The organism is Haloarcula litorea, from assembly GCF_029338195.1.
GTDB lineage: Archaea > Halobacteriota > Halobacteria > Halobacteriales > Haloarculaceae > Haloarcula > Haloarcula litorea.
In genome coordinates this window covers 989,988-1,005,554 of record NZ_CP119779.1, presented here as the reverse complement: position 1 = coordinate 1,005,554, position 15,567 = coordinate 989,988, and the positions used below count along the sequence as shown (strand labels likewise).

Genomic DNA, 15,567 nt, shown 5'->3' with positions numbered 1-15,567 from the left:
CCCCTGGTGCTCGTCACAATAAGGGGTTTCCCCGAATGCCGTCCGCCGATCGCGAGCCGGACGGGCGTGACGGCCTCAGGCCTCCGATCGCAGCGCCTCGTTGAGCTCCGGGACGACCTCGTGGAGGTCGCCGACGACGGCGTAGTCGCCCTTCTGCATGATCGCCGCCTCCGGGTCGGTGTTGATCGCCAGCACGCTGTCGGCACCCTTGCAGCCGACCATGTGCTGGACGGCCCCGCTGATGCCGCAGGCGACGTAGAGGTCCGGGCTGATCTTCGTCCCGGTCTGGCCGATCTGGTCGTCGTGTGGCCGCCAGCCCTCGTTGACGGCGGCACGGGACGCCCCGACGGTCCCGCCGAGCAGGTCGGCGAGGTCCTCCAGCTCGTCGTAGTCCTCGGCGCTGCCGACGCCGCGTCCCCCGCCGACGACGACCCGGGCCTCGCCGAGCGGGACGCCCTCGACGTCGGACTCCTCGACCCGGTCGACGCCGACCCGGAAGGCCGCGTCGTCCAGCGACGGCTCGAACTCCCGGACCGACGGCTCGACGCGTTCGGCGGCCGGCTCCGGGGAGAACTCGTGTGCCGCGGCGGTCAGGAGCGCGGTCGGCGCGTCCAGGCGGGCGTGCTCGACGAGGCTCCCGCCCCAGCGCTGCCGGGCCAGTTCGTACTCCTCGCCGGCGTCGACGTCGGTGCAGTTGGCGGCCATCGGCAGGTCGCGGACGGCACCGACGTGGGCCAGCACCTCGTTGCCCCGGGTCGTCCCGGGCGCGACGACGGCCGCCGGGTCGACCGCGTCGACGAGCTGGGCGACGGCCTCGCCGCGGGCCTCGGGCGCGTACGTGTCCAGCCGCCGGTCGGCGACGTGGTGGACCGTCTCGACGCCGTGGTCCCCGAGGCGATCGGTGGCGGCGGCCCCCTCGACGCCGAAGACGACGGCATCCAGCGACGCGTCCGTGTCGGCCGCCACTTCGCGGGCCAGCGTGAGGGCCTCCAGCGACTCTTCGGTCGGTTCGCCGCCCGCGTGTTCGACGAGTCCGAGTATCACGGTCAGACCACCTCCAGGTCGTCGCGGAGCAGTTCGACCACGTCGGGGACGGCCTCGGGTCCCTCGCCCAGCACCTCGGCGTCGGCGTCGTCGGTCTCGGGGGCCTCCAGCCGGACCTTCTCGAAGGTGCCCCTGCCGCCGTCGCGCTCGGGCGTCTGCCGCCGGATCTCCTGTTTGCGCGCCTGCATCTTGGCGCGCATCGAGGCGTAGCGCGGCTCGTTGATGCCCTCCTTGACGGCGACGGCCGCCGGGAGGTCGAGTTCGTACACCTCCGTGCCGCCGCCGACCTCACGTCTCGCGATCGCCGTGCCGTCCTCGACGTCGAGGCCGGTCACGCCCGCGAGGAACGGCACGTCAAGCGCCCGCGCGACGCGGACGCCGACCTGGTGGTTGGCCGCGTCGGCCGACTCGTTGCCGAACAGCAGGAGGTCGTACGCCGGACCTCCGTCGTCCCCGCGGGCGGCGTCGGCGATCGCGTTCGCGGTCGCCCGCGGCGTCCACTCCTCGCCGTCGGTCTCCAGCAGCGTCGCCTCGTCGGCCGTCATCGCCAGTCCCGTCCGGAGCTGTTCGGCGGCGTCGTCGGGACCCAGCGACAGCACGGTCGCGGTGCCACCGTGGTCCTCGACCTGCTGGACGGCCGCCTCGATCGCACACTCCTCGTGTGGGGAGATGGTGAACCCGAGGTTGCTCGTGTCGATGTCCTGTTCGTCCTCCGTCAGCGTGATCTTCGCGCCGGTGTCCGGCACGCGCTTGATGCAAGCTAGCGTGTCCATATCGTGACTCTGTCGCTTGTCTCGGTGGGTCGGGTGTGGTTGCGTCCCTGTGCTACTGTCTGATTCGCTCGTTCTCGGGGTCGAACAGCGGCCGGCTGCCGGCCACCTCGACGGTGACCGGGTACTGCTGGCCCATGTACTCGACCTGCAGGCTCCGGCCTTCCTCGGCGTACTCCCGCGGGAGGTACGCCATCAGGAGGTGCTTGCCGACGCTCGGGCCCGTGCCGGCGCTCGTGACGTACGAGCGACGGCCCTCCTCGTCGACGAGGACGTTCCCGTCGAGGTCCTGGACCGGCTCGTTGCCCAGTATGAAGCGGCGCTCGCCGCCGTCGGGCGCGTGGTCGTCGACGGAGAGGGTACACAGCGTGGCCGCGTTCTCCCCGTCGACGGCCGCGGCGTAGGCCTCCTTGCCGACGAAGTCGGCGTCCTTGACCCCGTGGAACGTCAGGCCGGCCTCGGCCGGGTCGTAGTCGAGTTCGAGCTCGTGCCCGTAGAGCCGGTAGCCCTTCTCCATCCGGCCGGTGGTCCCGTAGACGCCCATCCCGACCGGGCGGACGTCGTGCTCCTGGCCGGCCGCCCAGAGGGTGTCCCAGAGCTTGCGGCCCTGGCCCATCGGGGCGTAGATCTCCCAGCCGAGTTCGCCGACGTACGAGAGGCGCATCGCCCAGGCGTCGACCTCGCCGACGGTGATCTCCTGTGCGGTGTAGGGGGCGAACGCCTCGTGGGAGACGTCCTCCTCGGTGACCGACTGGACGACCTCGCGGGCGTTCGGGCCCCACACGCCGAGGGTACACAGCGACTCCGAGCGGTCGACGAGGGTCACGTCGCCGTCTTCGGGGATGTGGCGCTTGAACCACGCGCGGTCGGAGCCGCCGGCGGCACCGCCGGTGACGACCCGGTAGTGCTCCGGCCCCAGTCGCGCGACGGTCAGGTCCGAGACGAACCCGCCGTTCTCCGCGAGGATCGGCGTGTAGACGGTCTTGCCGATATCGACGTCCATCCGTCCGACCGCCATCCGCTCGAGGTAGTCGGTGGCGTCCGAGCCGTGGAAGTCGAAGATGCTGAAGCCCATGTCGCCGACCATCGCCACCTCGTCCCGCATGTGGAGGTGCTCGGCGAGGATTATCGGCGACCACCACCGCGAATCCCACTCGTTAGGGCGGTCCAGCCCCTCGAGCTCGTCGCTGTACCGCTCCAGGAGGTCCTCGTTGGACTCGTACCACTGCGGGCGCTCCCAGCCGGCCGCCTCGAAGAAGCGGGCGTCCAGGTCGTCCTGACGGTCGTAGAACGCAGTCGTCCGCAGCTCCCGGGCCGACTGCCACTGCTCGTGGGGGTGGACGATGTCGTAGATCTTCTGGAACCCCTCGTGGGCGCGGTCTTTCACGAAGGACTTCGAGGTGCCGTACTCGTAGAAGCGGTTGACGTTGCCCGCGTGCAGGTCGATGTCCGACCACCCGCGGGTCATCCACTGGGCCAGCGCCTTGCCGATGGCCGGAGCCTCCTTGATCCAGATGGCCGCACACGACCAGAGCCCCTCGACGTCCTGCAGCGGCCCGACCAGGGGCGCGCCGTCGGGCGTCTGGGAGAGCAGGCCGTCGATCTCGTGGCGGACCCCCGCCTCGGGGTCGTCGAGCAGGTCCGGCACCATCTCCAGGGCGTCCCGCATCGACTGCTCGAAGGCGTCGTCGGTCAGCGGCGGCTGCGTCGGCGACAGCGGTGCCTCGTCGATGGAGGGGACGTCCTCGACGTCCCAGAGGATCGGCCGGTGCTGGTAGGACCCCACCTCGAGGTCGTTGCCGTGCTGGCGTTCGTACATCTGCGTGTCCATGTCCCGGACCACCGGGAAGGATATCTCGCCCTCGTAGTCCTCGAAGAACGAGATCGGCCCCACGCTGACCATCTGGTGGACGGCCGGCGTCAGCGGGATGTCGACCCCGGCCAGCTCGGCGATCTTCGGGCTCCAGAGCCCGGCCGCGATGACCACCTCGTCGGCGCGGACGGTGCCCCGGTCGGTCTCGACGGCCCGGATCTCGCCGTCCTCGACGTGGAGGTCCAGTACCTCGGTGTTGGGCGAGACGTGGAGCCCGCCGTCGGTGTACTCCTCGGCGCGGGCCCGCATCACCTCGCCGGCCCGGAGCGGGTCACACGTGCCCGCGCCCTTGCTGTAGAAGCCCCCTTCGATGAGGTCGGTGTTCACGTACGGGACCAGTTCCTCGACCTCCGCGGGCGTGAGCAGTTCGGCCTCCTCGCCCCAGGCCTTCGCGGACTGGACGCGGCGCTTGAGTTCCTCGATCCGCTCCTCGGTGCGGGCCACCTCGATGCCGCCGCTCTCGGTGAAGGTGTCCATGTCCCGGTACTGCTCGATGCTGTCCCGGGTGAGGTGGGTCATCTCCTTGGAGTGTTCGACCGGCATCAGGAAGTTCGAGGCGTGGCCGGTCGAGCCGCCGGGGTCGGGCAGCGGCCCCTTGTCCAGCAGGACGATCTCCTCGCGGCCCAGCCTGGCGAGGTGGTACGCGAGGCTGTTGCCCACGATCCCGGCACCGACGACGACCGTCTGCGCGGACTGTGGGAGGTCCTGCGAGCTCATCGGCTTCGTCCCCCCGCTCGATACTGTCGCTCGTGTCCGCCGTGGGCGACGGGCGGGACACTGATCGGTCTGTGTGTGCGTCGCATCGTACACGTGAACCGTCCGAATCAGCGGGGGTGAAATGGACACCAATCTTCTTCGGGCTTTTATTCGGTCGGGGGCCGACTCGGGGGGTTCGAGCCGCCGTTCCGGGCCCCGTTCTCCGGTCTGGCGGGCCGTGAGCGCGGCTCGCGTCGCCGAAAACACAGTATGACAGTTCGGCGAGATGTGGTGGCGGTCGTCTCCGCGCCGATGGCTCGCAGACGCGCGGCACGTCGTCGTCCGCTGCCGTCTACGCCGCCTGCCGCTCGCCGTACCGCGTCTCGCGCAGGTAGATCACCAGGCTGGCACTCAGGAAGCTGAAGCCGGCGGCCCGGAGGTTCCCGACGGTCATCGCGATCAGCGCGGTGCCGATGAGGGCAGTCGCCAGGACGGCCAGCGCGGTCGGGATCAGGTCGGCCATCTGTCGTCCCCGTCAACGGTCCCCTCCCTCAATAGTCCCCCGGGTCAGCCGTCGTAGGAGTGCTCGAACTCCCAGTGGTAGCGGCACCGCTCGCAGGTGGCCCACTCCGGGATGTCGAACTGCTCGGGGTGGCGCTGGCCCTGCGCCATCCGGCTCCGGCAGACCGGACAGGTCAGGTGCAGCAGTTCCAGGTCGCCGAACTCCTCTGGGCCGTACTCGGCGACACAGCGGGGGCAGTCCAGGTCGTCCCGGGCGCTGTGCTGGAAGATCTCGCTCCCGCACTGGCCGCACGCGACCGTCGCCGGCGGCCGCTTGGCCCACCCGGTGTCCCCCTCGTAGGTCGTGGTCGCCGTGTCCACGCTCGACAGCCGGAACTTGTTCGGGCCGTCGCCCCGCCTGAGCGGGGCCACCAGCCTCTCCCCCACCCACCTGAGCTTCGCCACGAGGCGTCCGAGTCGGCCCGGCACGACCGCCGCTAAGTGTTGTGTCTGTATAAATCACCCGCGCGTCCGTCTCCGCGGCACACGCGCCCGGCGACACCTTTTCCCCGCGTCCGGCGAAAGACGGGCCATGACATCCCTCGGCGTCCGGCGGCCGGCGACGGCCCTGTCCCTCGTCGCAGTCGTCCCGGGCGTGGCGGCGGCACAGCCCGTCGACGTGGCCACGCTCGACGGCCTCCCGGGCACGGTGAAGGCCGCCGGGTCGTTCCTGCTCGTGGCGGCGTTCGGCGTACTGTACCTCCGACGGGCGGAGCCGCGGGTCCATCGTGCGCTGGACGCCCTGCTCGACCGTCCCTACAGCGCCGTCCCGTACGGGCTGTTCGGCTACGTCCTCGCGCTGGCGGTGGGACTGTACGGGCTCAGCCAGCTCGGCCGTATCGGCGTGGCGAACACGCGGCTGGGCCAGCTGCTCGCCCTCCTGCTGGTCTGTGCCGTCGTCGCGCTGACCGCCTTCGGCTTCCTCGTCGTCGGGACGCTCGTCACCGACGTGCGGGGACGGCGGCGACCGACCTACGGGCTCGCTGTCGGGGCCGTCCTCAGCGCCGTCGGGTGGCTGGTCCTGCCGACGGTCGGCGGGCTCGCCGTCTGGGTCCTGGTCGCCGCGTTCGGCCTCGGCGGGGCGGTCCGGCGGTGGTTCCACGCCGAGCGCACCGTCGAGGCCGAGCGGGCAGAGTAGCCGGCGACACCCGCCGCTCGCGGGCGGCGAACCGAGAAGGGAGGCGCTGTCCCCGCGCCGGCTCAGTCGCTACTGCTCGGGGACTCGTCGCGGTCGTGGATGTCCGTCACCATCTCGTCGCCGGAGGTGACGACGTCCACGTCCTCGCGGTCGCTGAGGTCCTGGATGGTCTCCGCGAACTCCTCCGATTCGAGGATCTGGTACTCGTTGCTGAGCCCCAGATAGACGGTGTAACACATCAGGGTCAGGATGACCGCGAACGGCAGACCGGTCGTGATGGCCGCCGTCTGCAGGGCCGTCAGGCCGCCGCCGATGAGCAGGATGGAGGCGACCAGGCCCTCGATGAGCGCCCAGAAGATGCGCTGGGCCTTGGGCACGTCGTGCTTGCCGCCCGAGGTCAGGTGGTCGACGACCAGCGACCCCGAGTCCGACGACGTGACGAAGAACGTGATGACCAGCAGCGTCGCCAGCAGGCCGGAGACGACCCCCAGCGGGTACTGGTTCAGCGTGATGAACATCCCGAGCGTCTCGAAGGCACCGTACCCCAGTTCGGTGTACTGCTGCTGGACCGCGCCGCCGGCCAGCGCGCTGTTCAGCGCGCTGCCGCCGAAGGTCGCCAGCCAGATGGTCGAGAACAGCGACGGGAGGAACAGCACGCCGAGGACGAACTCCCGGACGGAGCGGCCCTTGGAGATCCGTGCGATGAACATCCCGACGAACGGCGACCACGCGATCCACCAACCCCAGTAGAACACCGTCCACGCCGTCGGCGTGCCGTTGGCCGCCGGCGCGAGGGTACCGGTGAACAGGCTCAGGCCGAAGATGTTCTGGAAGTACGCGCCCAGGCCCTCGACCCACGCGCCCAAGATGAACACGGTCGGGCCCGCGAGCAGGAGGAACCCGAGCAGCGCGAACATCAGGTAGAGGTTGATGGTGCTCAGCCGCTTGACGCCGCCGTCAAGCCCCGCGGCGACGGAGGCGGTGGCGATGAGCGTGATGCCCGCGATGAGCAACACCTGCGGGATCGTCCCGGTGGGGACGTTTGCGATCCCGAGCATCTCGCTGCCGAACACGTAGCTGAGACCGCTGTTGACCTGCGCGACGCCCAGTCCGAGCGAGGTCGACAGCCCGAACAGGGTCGCGAACACCGTCACGAGGTCGATGATGTGGCCCGGCCAGCCGTAGATCCGCTCGCCCAGCAGGGGCCAGAAGATCGACCGGAAGGTCAGCGGCAGGCCGCGGTTGAACGAGAAGAACGCCAGGCCGAGGCCGACGAGGCCGTAGATGGCCCACGGGTGGAAGCCCCAGTGGAAGAACGTCTGTGCCATCGCGGCCGCGGCCGCGCCCCCGGTTCCGGCCTCGGCACCGAAGTAGCTCGGCGTGGTGTTGAAGTAGAACATCGGCTCGGTGACGCTGAAGAACATCAGACCGATGCCCATGCCGGCGCTGAACAGCATCGCCATCCAGGAGAAGTCGCTGAACTCCTTTTCGGCTTCGACGCCGCCGATCTTGATCTTCCCGTACTTGCTGAACGCGAAGAACAGCAAGACGACGATGAAGACGTTCACGGCCAGCAGGTAGAACCAGCCGAACGTGCTGCCGATCGTGTTGAACAGCCACGTGTACGCCTGCGACGCCGTGTCGCCGAGCAGGACCGTGACCGCGATGAACAGTGCGATGATCACCAGTGCGACCGGGAACACGACGGGGTGGACGTCGAACCCGTAGCCCTGCCAGTTCGTGTCACCCGGTTCTCTGTCGGACTCCGGGTGGAACAGCTCCACCTGGAGCCCGTCCGACATCTCGCCGGTGGTCTCGTCACCGTCTGACATACGTTACCCCCATCGTTCGATAGCGCGCTGAGTCTCCACGTTTCATTGGTCTTGTCCGCTCCGCCCGCGGTTCGCCGCTCGCCGACACGGCGAGTCTGGTCGAACCGGTCTCGGTCGTCGTGCTGTGCCCCCGCGTGACGAGCCTCCCCGTCAGTGTGTCTGGTCGGTGATTCGCCTCTCGGGCGTGTTACACAACCTCATCCATAGGTTTGAGTGGACTATATTAAACTTTACTCGGGAATGTGGCTCTGTTGCGGGAGAATCGCGTCTCCCGGACGCCCTCGCCGAACCTGATTGCCTTTCGATAGGTCGTGTTTCGTCGCCGTTCCCCCTCCCGCGGCCGGTCTCACGTGTCGTTGACGTCCATCCGCTGTGTGATGACCGGGACCGTCGACGACCGGACGACGCGGTCGGTGGTGCCGCCGAGGAGGTTCCCCAGCTTCCCACGGTAGGCCGACCCCATCACGATCACGTCCATCTCCTCCTCGTCGGCGAAGTCGACGATCTGGTCGCTCGGCGACCCGCTGCGCATGTGTCGCTCGAACTCGACGCCGTGATCGGCGGCGATCTTCCCCAGCGCGTCCAGCTCGCGCTCGCCGTACTCGCGGTACTCCTCGCGCATCTCCTCCTCGTCGTCCCGGAGGGACATCGCCCTCGGCGTCCCGGGGAGGTCGACGATGTAGAGCCCGTGGACCGTCGAGCCCAGCTCCGCCGCGAGTTCGATTCCGTGCTCTGCCCCCTTCTTCGCCTCCTTGCTCCCGTCGTAGGGAATCAGCATGTGCTCGTACATGGTGACGATACACACAGATTTCCACGACTGACGGCAAATAATTTTCCCACAGCGCGGAGCTACGGCGGGAGGACGGGCGGTGCTACCCGGACGTCCGAGCGACGTCGTCGACGGGGTAGTCCGCCGCCCGGATGGCCTCGACGATGGCCTGTGCGTGCTCGGCACCGCTGGTCTCGACGTTGAAGACGAGGTATGCCTCGCCGATGTCGAGGTCGTCGACGGAGCGCTCGTGGCGCACGTCGTGGATGTTCGCCCCCTGATCGGCGATGACGCCGGAGATCTCCTCCATCACGCCGGGGTGGTCGTCGATGCGGACCCGCAGCTGCAGCAGCTGCTGGCGCTCGGTCATCGCGTGGATGAGCACCTCCCGGAGCTGCGTCATGTCGAGGTTCCCGCCACAGAGCAGCGGCATCACCGTCTCGTCGCTGACGTCGAGGTCGTCGCTGAGGATGGCGGCCACGGAGGCCGCGCCCGCCCCCTCGACGACCTGCTTGGCCCGCTCCATCAGCAGGAGGATGGCGCGGGCGATCTCCGTGTCCGTGACCGTCACCACCTCGTCGACGTTTCGCTCCATGATCCGCAGCGTCGTCTCCGAGATGCCGCCGGTCGCGATGCCGTCGGCGATCGTGTCGACCTCCTCAAGCGTCACCGGCATCCCCTTGTCGAGGCTCTCGTGGACCGTCTCGGCACCGGTTGCCTGGACGCCGACGACGCGGGTCTCGGGGGCGAGGTGCTTGATCGCCGTCGAGACGCCGCTCATCAGGCCGCCGCCGCCGATGGGGACGACCACCGTGTCGACGTCGGGCAGGTCGTGGTACATCTCCGTGCCCAGCGTCCCCTGGCCGGCGATGATGTCGAGGTCGTCGTAGGCGTGGACGAACGCCGCGTCGGTGCCCTCGACGGCCTCCTGTGCGCGGGCCATCGTCTCCTGGAAGTCCTTGCCGACCAGTTCGACCGTCGCGCCGTAGCCCCGGGTCGCGTCGACCTTCGCCTGGGGCGCGTTCTCCGGCATGAAGATGGTCGATTCGGCCCCGCACTCGGTGGCCGCGAGCGCGACCCCCTGTGCGTGGTTGCCGGCGCTGGCCGCGACGAACTCCGTGACGCCGTCGGCGACGTCCTGGCTGATCTTGTTGTACGCCCCGCGGGTCTTGAACGACCCCGTCCACTGGAGGTGCTCCATCTTCAGGTACACCTCGCCGCCGACGAACTCGTCCAGCGACGAACTCCGCTCGACGGGTGTCTTCTTGACGACGCTGTCGTCGTCCAGTCGCTCGCGGGCGCGCTCGATGTCGGCGTACGTGACGGGGAGTTCGTCTGATTCGCTCGTGGTCATAGGTTTGAGTCGGTGTCCGCGAGTGGGTCAGCCGCGCGGTCGGCTCATCTGATGATCTTGTCCCGGCCGGCGTCGAACAGCGGTTCGTCGCGGATCGTCGCGTCGTAGGTCTCGCCCTCGCACCGGACCTGCACGGACGTGCCGGCCTCGGCGTACTCGCCGGGGACGTACGTGTAGGCGATGGACTCGCCGATGGTGTAGCCGAAGTCGGCGGCCTGCACGTAGCCGATGGCCTCCCCGTCCTTGAGGACCGGGCGGCCCGACAGCAGGATGTCCGTCGAGTCGTCCAGCGTCAGCGGCGTGATGCGGTTGTCGACCCCCTCCTCTTTGGCCGTCTGGAGCGCCTCCTTCCCGATGAAGTCGGTGTCCATGTCGATGGCGAAGGGCAGGCCCGCCTCCAGCGGGTTCGAGTCCGTGTCGATGTCCGTCCCCCAGAGGCGGTACCCCTTCTCCAAGCGCATCGAGCTCAGCGCGCCGCCGCCCATCGGGCGGACGTCGAGGTCCTGGCCGGCCTCCCAGAGGGTGTCCCAGAGCTTCTGGCCGTACTCGACGGGCGCCCACAGCTCCCAGCCCAGTTCGCCGACGTAGGAGACCCGCAGCGCGATCACCGGCACCTCGCCGACGTACAGCTGTTTCGCACGGAAGTACGGGAAGCCGTCGTTCGTGATGTCGGCGTCCGTACACCGCTGGAGCAGGAGCCGCGACTTCGGTCCCCACAGGCCGATGGTCGTCTTGCCGCCCTCCTCGACGCTCACGGAGACGGTCTCGGGGGCGTGCTCTTTCAGCCAGTTGCCGTGGATCTGCGGGCTGTTGCCGCCCCCGGTGGTGACCATGTACTCGTCGTCGTCCAGCCGGACGACGGTGACGTCGGCGAGGATACCGCCGCCCTCGTTCAACAGCAGCGAGTACCGCACCTGGCCGACGTCGATCTCGACGTCGTTGCTACACACCCGCTGGAGGAACGCCTCGGCGTCCGATCCCTCCACCATGATCGACGCGAAGGTCGTCATGTCGAACATCGAGACGTTCTCGCGGGTGTGGAGGTGCTCGGCGGCCTCGATGGGCGAGCGGTTGATCCCCTGCCAGCCGTCCTGCTCGGGGATCTGGTCCTCGTACTCCTCGACGAGGTCCGCGTTGTACTCGTAGTACTGCGGGGACTCCCAGCCGCCGCTCTGGTAGAACTCCGCGCCCAGCTCCTGCTGGTGGTGGTAGAACGGACTCGTCCGGAGGTTCCGGTGGTCGTCGGGCTGCCAGCGGGGCTCGACGATGCTGTAGACCTGCTCGTAGCGCTTGGCCCCGCGGTCGACGAAGAAGTCCTTCTCGCCGGCGTGGGGCTCGAACCGCTGGACGTGGATGCCGCCCGTGTCGACCGGGCCGGAGGGGAGCCGCGGGACGCCGTTCTCCATCCACTCCGCGAGGATGCGGCCGTAGCCGCCCGAGTGGGTCCACCAGATGGCCAGGCCGCTCCAGAGCCCGTCGACCGCCGCGGTGGGGCCGACGGCGGGCATCCCGTCGGGCGTGAACACGAAGATGCCGTTCTCGGTGACGGCGTACTCCTGGTCCGCGGTGGCCGGCAGCAGTTCGTCGAACGCCTGCTTGGCGGACTTGTCCCGGCCGCGGTGAGTCGGCTTGGTCCAGTGTTCCTCGGTGAACCCCCGCACCGAGGCCTGGCGCTCCTCGCTGTTCGTCCCCATCGCCTCGGGGTCGACCGACAGCGTCTCGTGGTTGTACGACCCCATCCCCAGCGCGTCGCCGTGGTTGCGGAAGTACAGCGAGTGGTCCTGGTCGCGGCCGACCGGCCGGGTCGGTCCCTCGCTCATGTACTCCGCGATGTCGCGGTCGCCGGGCACGTCCAGCCCGGTGGTGTTGTCGCCGACGGAGGTGCCCTCCTCCGCGAGTTCCTCCATCGGTTCGGTGACGACGTACTGGTGCTCGACGGGCGCGATGGGCAGGTCCAGGCCCGCCAGCTGGCCGGTCTGGTACCCCCAGTTGTTCGTCGCCATCACGCAGCGGTCGCACTCGATGCGGCCGCGGTCGGTGACGACGGCCCGGACCTCGCCGTCCTCGACCTCGATGTCCTCGACCTGCGTGTCGCCGTAGAAGTCCGCCGCGGACTGTTCTATGTACCACTGCAGCGCGCCGATGCCGTCGACGCGGCCGTCGGTCGGGGAGTAGTAGCCGCCCAGGATCTCGTCCTCGTTCACCATCGGGAGGTGGTCGGTGACCTCCTCGGGCGAGAGGAGTTCGGGCTCGGGCAGCCCGTAGGCGGTCGCCCACTCGACCCGCCGCCGGAGGAAGTCCATCCGTTCCTCGCTGCGGGCGAGTTCGATGCCGCCGACCTCGTCGTAGACCCCGGCGTCGGAGAGGAGGCGGCTCGTGTAGTGGGCGGTCTTGGTCTGGATCTTCGACGGCGACGTCTGGAACATGATCCCCGGCGCGTGTACCGACGATCCCCCGGTGACCGGCAACGGTCCCTGGTCGACGACGGTCACGTCCTCGGCCCCGAGTTCCGTCAGGTGGTAGGCGACGCTGCACCCGACGGCTCCGGCCCCGATGACGACCGTCTCCGTCCGTGCTGGTGGGTCACTCGTACTCATTTCTCGGTTCGGAGTGCTTCTGTCACGATCTTAAATACACCGGTGGGGCGGCCGGTCGACCGGCTGGACGGGCGTCTCAGGCACTCTCGTGACGGATTGGGGGACGACCGCGCGGTGCGCGCGACCGCCCGCGAGCGGGAACCTCAGAGTGACAGGAACGCTATACGACGGGCGCGTGCCTCAGAGCAGCGGTTCCTCGCGGACCGTCGCCGCGTAGCGGTCGCCCTCGAACAGCACCTCGACGTCGGTGCCGGGCTCGGCGTACTCCGAGGGGAGGTAGGTGTAGGCCACGCAGGCCCCGACCGAGTAACCGTACTCCGCGCTGTGGACGTAGCCCAGCGGCTCGTCCGCGCCCGGTTCGTAGACGGGTCGGTGGTTCAGGATCGTCTCGTCGGTGTCGTCAAGCGTCAGGCAGGCGACCTGTCGGTCGGTGTAGACGCTCTCGGCCGGCGTGGTGCCCCCGTCGGCGGCCGCCGGCTCCTCCTGAGCGGCCTGCAGGGCCTCCTTCCCGACGAAGTCGGTGTCCATGTCGACCGCCCAGCCGAGGCCCGCCTCGAAGGGGGTGTGCTCGGTGTGGAGGTCGACGCCCCACAGCCGGAACCCCTTCTCGATCCGCAGCGAGTCCAGCGCGCCGTTGCCGTACGGGCGGATGTCGTACTCCTCGCCCGCTTCGAGGATGTGCTCCCAGAGGCGCTCGCCGTACTCGGAGGGCGTGTACAGCTCCCAGCCGAGTTCGCCGGCGTAGGAGACCCGCAACGCCGTCACGGGCACGTTCTTCACGAAGAACTGCTGGCTCGTGAAGAACGGGAAGGCGTCGTCCGAGAGGTCCACGTCGGTCACCTTCGAGAGGACGTTCCGGGCGTCGGGGCCGGTACAGACCATTGCCGCCAGGCTGGAGGTCACGTCGTTGACGACGACGCCCTCCGGGGACTGGTGGCGGACCCACGCGACGTGGTTGTTCCCGACCTCGCGGCCGGTCGTCAGCAGGAGGTAGCGGTCCTCGTCGGTCCGCGTGACGGTGATGTCGGCCCGGACGCCGCCGCCCTCGTTGCACATCAACGTGTAGCGCACGTCGCCGACGTCTAAGTCTATGTCGTTCGTACAGAGCCGCTGGACGAACGCGCCGGCCTCCGCGCCGACGACCTCCATCTTGTTGAAGGAGGTCATGTCGTGGAGGCCGACCTTGTTCCGGACGTGCAGCGCCTCCGCGCCCTCGATGGGCGACCAGTAGACCCCCTCCCAGCCGTCGCGGTCGGGGATCTGATCTTCGTACTCCTCGACGAGGTCGGCGTTGGCCTCGAACCACTGGGGCTCCTCCCAGCCGGCCTCGGCCCACAGTTCCGCGTCCCACTCCTGGTGGGTGTGGTACATCGGCGTCCGCCGGATGTCCCGCTGCTCGTCCTCCCACACCCACTTCGGGTGCATGATGTTGTAGACGATCCGGTACTCCTCGGCCCCGATGTCACGGGCGAAGTCCCAGGAGCCCTCGTGCTCGTCGAAGCGGTTGACGTTGCAGTGGGAGACGTCGATGGGGCCGTCCTCGAGCCGCGGGACGCCGTTCTCCATCCACTCGGCCATCGCCTTCATCGCGCCGCCGGCGTGGGTGACCCAGATGGCCGCCGCCGTCCACAGCCCCTCCAGGTCACGCACGGGACCCATCACGGGCAGGCCGTTGGGCGACTCGGCGAACATCCCGTTGTACTTGTGTTCCAGCTCCGCGCCCTCCGTCGCGGGGAGGAGCTCGTCGCTGGCCCGCCGCGGGGCCTTGTGGGGCCGGTCCGGGTGAGTCGCGTTCTCCATGTGCTGCTCGGTGAACTCGTGGACCGACCCCTGCTCGCCGTCGGGGTCGTTGCCGCCGAGCTCCTGCGGGTCGGGGACGATCGGCTCGTGGTTGTACGAACCGATCCCGTAGGAGTCCCCGTGGGTCCGGTAGTACATCGCGTTGTCCTGGTCCCGGAGGATCGGGCGGTCCGGACCGACCAGCAGCCGCTTGGCCTTCTCGCCGGAGACGTTCTCGTAGTTCTCGAAGAGCGGGTGGTCGGTGATGTCGACCGCGCTCTCTTCCAGCTCTTCGAGTGACTCGGTCATCGTGTACTGGTGTTCGACCGGGGTCACGGGGAGGTGGACGTCCACCTTCTCGCCCAGCTGGCGGGCCCAGATGTTCGTCGCCACGACTACCTCGTCGCAGTCGATGGTGCCGTTCTCGGTGACGACGGCCTGCACGGAGTCGCCCTCGGTCTCGATGTCCTCCGTGCGCGTGTGCGGGACGAACTGCGCGCCGCGGTCCATCGCCTCCCGGGCCAGCGCGTCGCAGGCGACGACCCCGGAGACCTGGCCGTCGGTCGGCGAGTAGTAGCCGCCCAGGATCTGGCTCTCGTCGACCAGCGGGAGGTGGTCGGTGACCTCCTCGGGCGAGAGGATCTGGGGGTCCTCGATGCCCCACGCCTCCGCGTGTTCGACCCGCCGCTGGAGGAACGCCATCCGCTCCTCGCTGCGGGCGACCTCGATGCCGCCGACCTCGTTGTACGCCTGCTGGCCGTCGGCACCCTCGAGCTGGGAGTAGAGCTTCCGGCTGTAGTCGGCGAACTGGCTGAGCTCTTTCGGCTCTGCCGTCTGGAACATGATGCCCGGCGCGTGGGTCGAAGACCCCCCGGTCGTCGGCATCGGTCCCTGGTCGACGACCACCACGTCCTCGCGGCCCAGCTGTGTCAGCTGGTAGGCGAGGTTGCAGCCGACGATGCCTGCGCCGACGATGACCGTCCCGGCCTCGCTCGGCACGCTGTCGGTTGTCTCCATAATCTGACTCGAACTGCCCGTGGCGCGCAAATATAGTTATCGCCTGCCCCCACGCCCGTTCACAACTGTTCCGCTGGCTGTCAGATAGAGGGACGAAATTAACAGCGATAGCGCTGTGAAATCCCCTCGGTCGGCGG

The 15,567-nt window shown here is 69.0% G+C and carries 11 protein-coding genes; 1 reads left to right on the top strand and 10 read right to left on the bottom strand.

Going from position 1 to position 15,567, the window contains the following annotated elements; genetic code table 11:
• Nucleotides 1–75: 75 nt before the first annotated feature.
• The 5 genes from P0592_RS05305 to P0592_RS05285 form a co-directional block, all read right to left on the bottom strand.
• Nucleotides 76–1,044 (bottom strand): electron transfer flavoprotein subunit alpha/FixB family protein, encoded by a 969-nt coding sequence (locus P0592_RS05305; RefSeq protein ID WP_276273234.1) that lies wholly within the window; start codon nucleotides 1,042–1,044, stop codon nucleotides 76–78.
• Between the two features lie 2 nt (nucleotides 1,045–1,046).
• The gene (locus tag P0592_RS05300; RefSeq protein ID WP_276273233.1) at nucleotides 1,047–1,817 is read right to left on the bottom strand and encodes an electron transfer flavoprotein subunit beta/FixA family protein; all 771 of its coding nucleotides are present in this window, start codon (nucleotides 1,815–1,817) and stop codon (nucleotides 1,047–1,049) included.
• Nucleotides 1,818–1,869: 52 nt separating this feature from the next.
• On the bottom strand, nucleotides 1,870–4,404 hold the full coding sequence (locus tag P0592_RS05295; protein WP_276273232.1) for a GcvT family protein: 2,535 nt from the start codon (nucleotides 4,402–4,404) through the stop codon (nucleotides 1,870–1,872).
• A gap of 331 nt (nucleotides 4,405–4,735) precedes the next feature.
• On the bottom strand, nucleotides 4,736–4,906 hold the full coding sequence (locus tag P0592_RS05290) for a hypothetical protein (RefSeq protein WP_276273231.1): 171 nt from the start codon (nucleotides 4,904–4,906) through the stop codon (nucleotides 4,736–4,738).
• 44 nt (nucleotides 4,907–4,950) lie between these two features.
• The gene (locus P0592_RS05285; protein ID WP_276273230.1) at nucleotides 4,951–5,316 is read right to left on the bottom strand and encodes a hypothetical protein; all 366 of its coding nucleotides are present in this window, start codon (nucleotides 5,314–5,316) and stop codon (nucleotides 4,951–4,953) included.
• Nucleotides 5,317–5,476: 160 nt separating this feature from the next.
• Here P0592_RS05285 and P0592_RS05280 point away from each other — a divergent pair, with 160 nt between their 5' ends.
• Nucleotides 5,477–6,082: a hypothetical protein gene (locus tag P0592_RS05280; protein ID WP_276273229.1), complete on the top strand. Its 606-nt coding sequence runs from the start codon at nucleotides 5,477–5,479 to the stop codon at nucleotides 6,080–6,082.
• 62 nt (nucleotides 6,083–6,144) lie between these two features.
• Here P0592_RS05280 and P0592_RS05275 read toward each other — a convergent pair whose 3' ends face one another.
• From P0592_RS05275 to P0592_RS05255, 5 genes are all read right to left on the bottom strand, one after another.
• Nucleotides 6,145–7,914 (bottom strand): BCCT family transporter, encoded by a 1,770-nt coding sequence (locus P0592_RS05275; RefSeq protein ID WP_276273228.1) that lies wholly within the window; start codon nucleotides 7,912–7,914, stop codon nucleotides 6,145–6,147.
• Nucleotides 7,915–8,260: 346 nt separating this feature from the next.
• Nucleotides 8,261–8,704, bottom strand: coding sequence for a universal stress protein (locus P0592_RS05270; RefSeq protein ID WP_276273911.1), 444 nt, complete (start codon nucleotides 8,702–8,704; stop codon nucleotides 8,261–8,263).
• An 82-nt stretch (nucleotides 8,705–8,786) separates the two neighbouring features.
• Complete coding sequence (ilvA, locus tag P0592_RS05265) at nucleotides 8,787–10,037, bottom strand: threonine ammonia-lyase (protein WP_276273227.1); 1,251 nt, start codon at nucleotides 10,035–10,037, stop codon at nucleotides 8,787–8,789.
• 44 nt (nucleotides 10,038–10,081) lie between these two features.
• The gene (locus tag P0592_RS05260) at nucleotides 10,082–12,634 is read right to left on the bottom strand and encodes a GcvT family protein (RefSeq protein WP_276273226.1); all 2,553 of its coding nucleotides are present in this window, start codon (nucleotides 12,632–12,634) and stop codon (nucleotides 10,082–10,084) included.
• A 180-nt stretch (nucleotides 12,635–12,814) separates the two neighbouring features.
• Entirely contained in the window at nucleotides 12,815–15,430 is a 2,616-nt protein-coding gene (locus tag P0592_RS05255; protein ID WP_276273225.1) for a GcvT family protein, read from the bottom strand.
• Nucleotides 15,431–15,567: the final 137 nt, after the last annotated feature.

Bases quoted from the DNA above. Each gene is read 5' to 3' on its own strand.
- P0592_RS05300 (WP_276273233.1), bottom strand. From the start codon at position 1,817: ATGGACACGCTAGCTTGCATCAAGCGCGTGCCGGACACCGGCGCGAAG.
- P0592_RS05295 (WP_276273232.1), bottom strand. From the start codon at position 4,404: ATGAGCTCGCAGGACCTCCCACAGTCCGCGCAGACGGTCGTCGTCGGT.
- P0592_RS05290 (WP_276273231.1), bottom strand. From the start codon at position 4,906: ATGGCCGACCTGATCCCGACCGCGCTGGCCGTCCTGGCGACTGCCCTC.
- P0592_RS05280 (WP_276273229.1), top strand. From the start codon at position 5,477: ATGACATCCCTCGGCGTCCGGCGGCCGGCGACGGCCCTGTCCCTCGTC.
- P0592_RS05275 (WP_276273228.1), bottom strand. From the start codon at position 7,914: ATGTCAGACGGTGACGAGACCACCGGCGAGATGTCGGACGGGCTCCAG.
- P0592_RS05270 (WP_276273911.1), bottom strand. From the start codon at position 8,704: ATGTACGAGCACATGCTGATTCCCTACGACGGGAGCAAGGAGGCGAAG.
- ilvA (WP_276273227.1), bottom strand. From the start codon at position 10,037: ATGACCACGAGCGAATCAGACGAACTCCCCGTCACGTACGCCGACATC.
- P0592_RS05260 (WP_276273226.1), bottom strand. From the start codon at position 12,634: ATGAGTACGAGTGACCCACCAGCACGGACGGAGACGGTCGTCATCGGG.
- P0592_RS05255 (WP_276273225.1), bottom strand. From the start codon at position 15,430: ATGGAGACAACCGACAGCGTGCCGAGCGAGGCCGGGACGGTCATCGTC.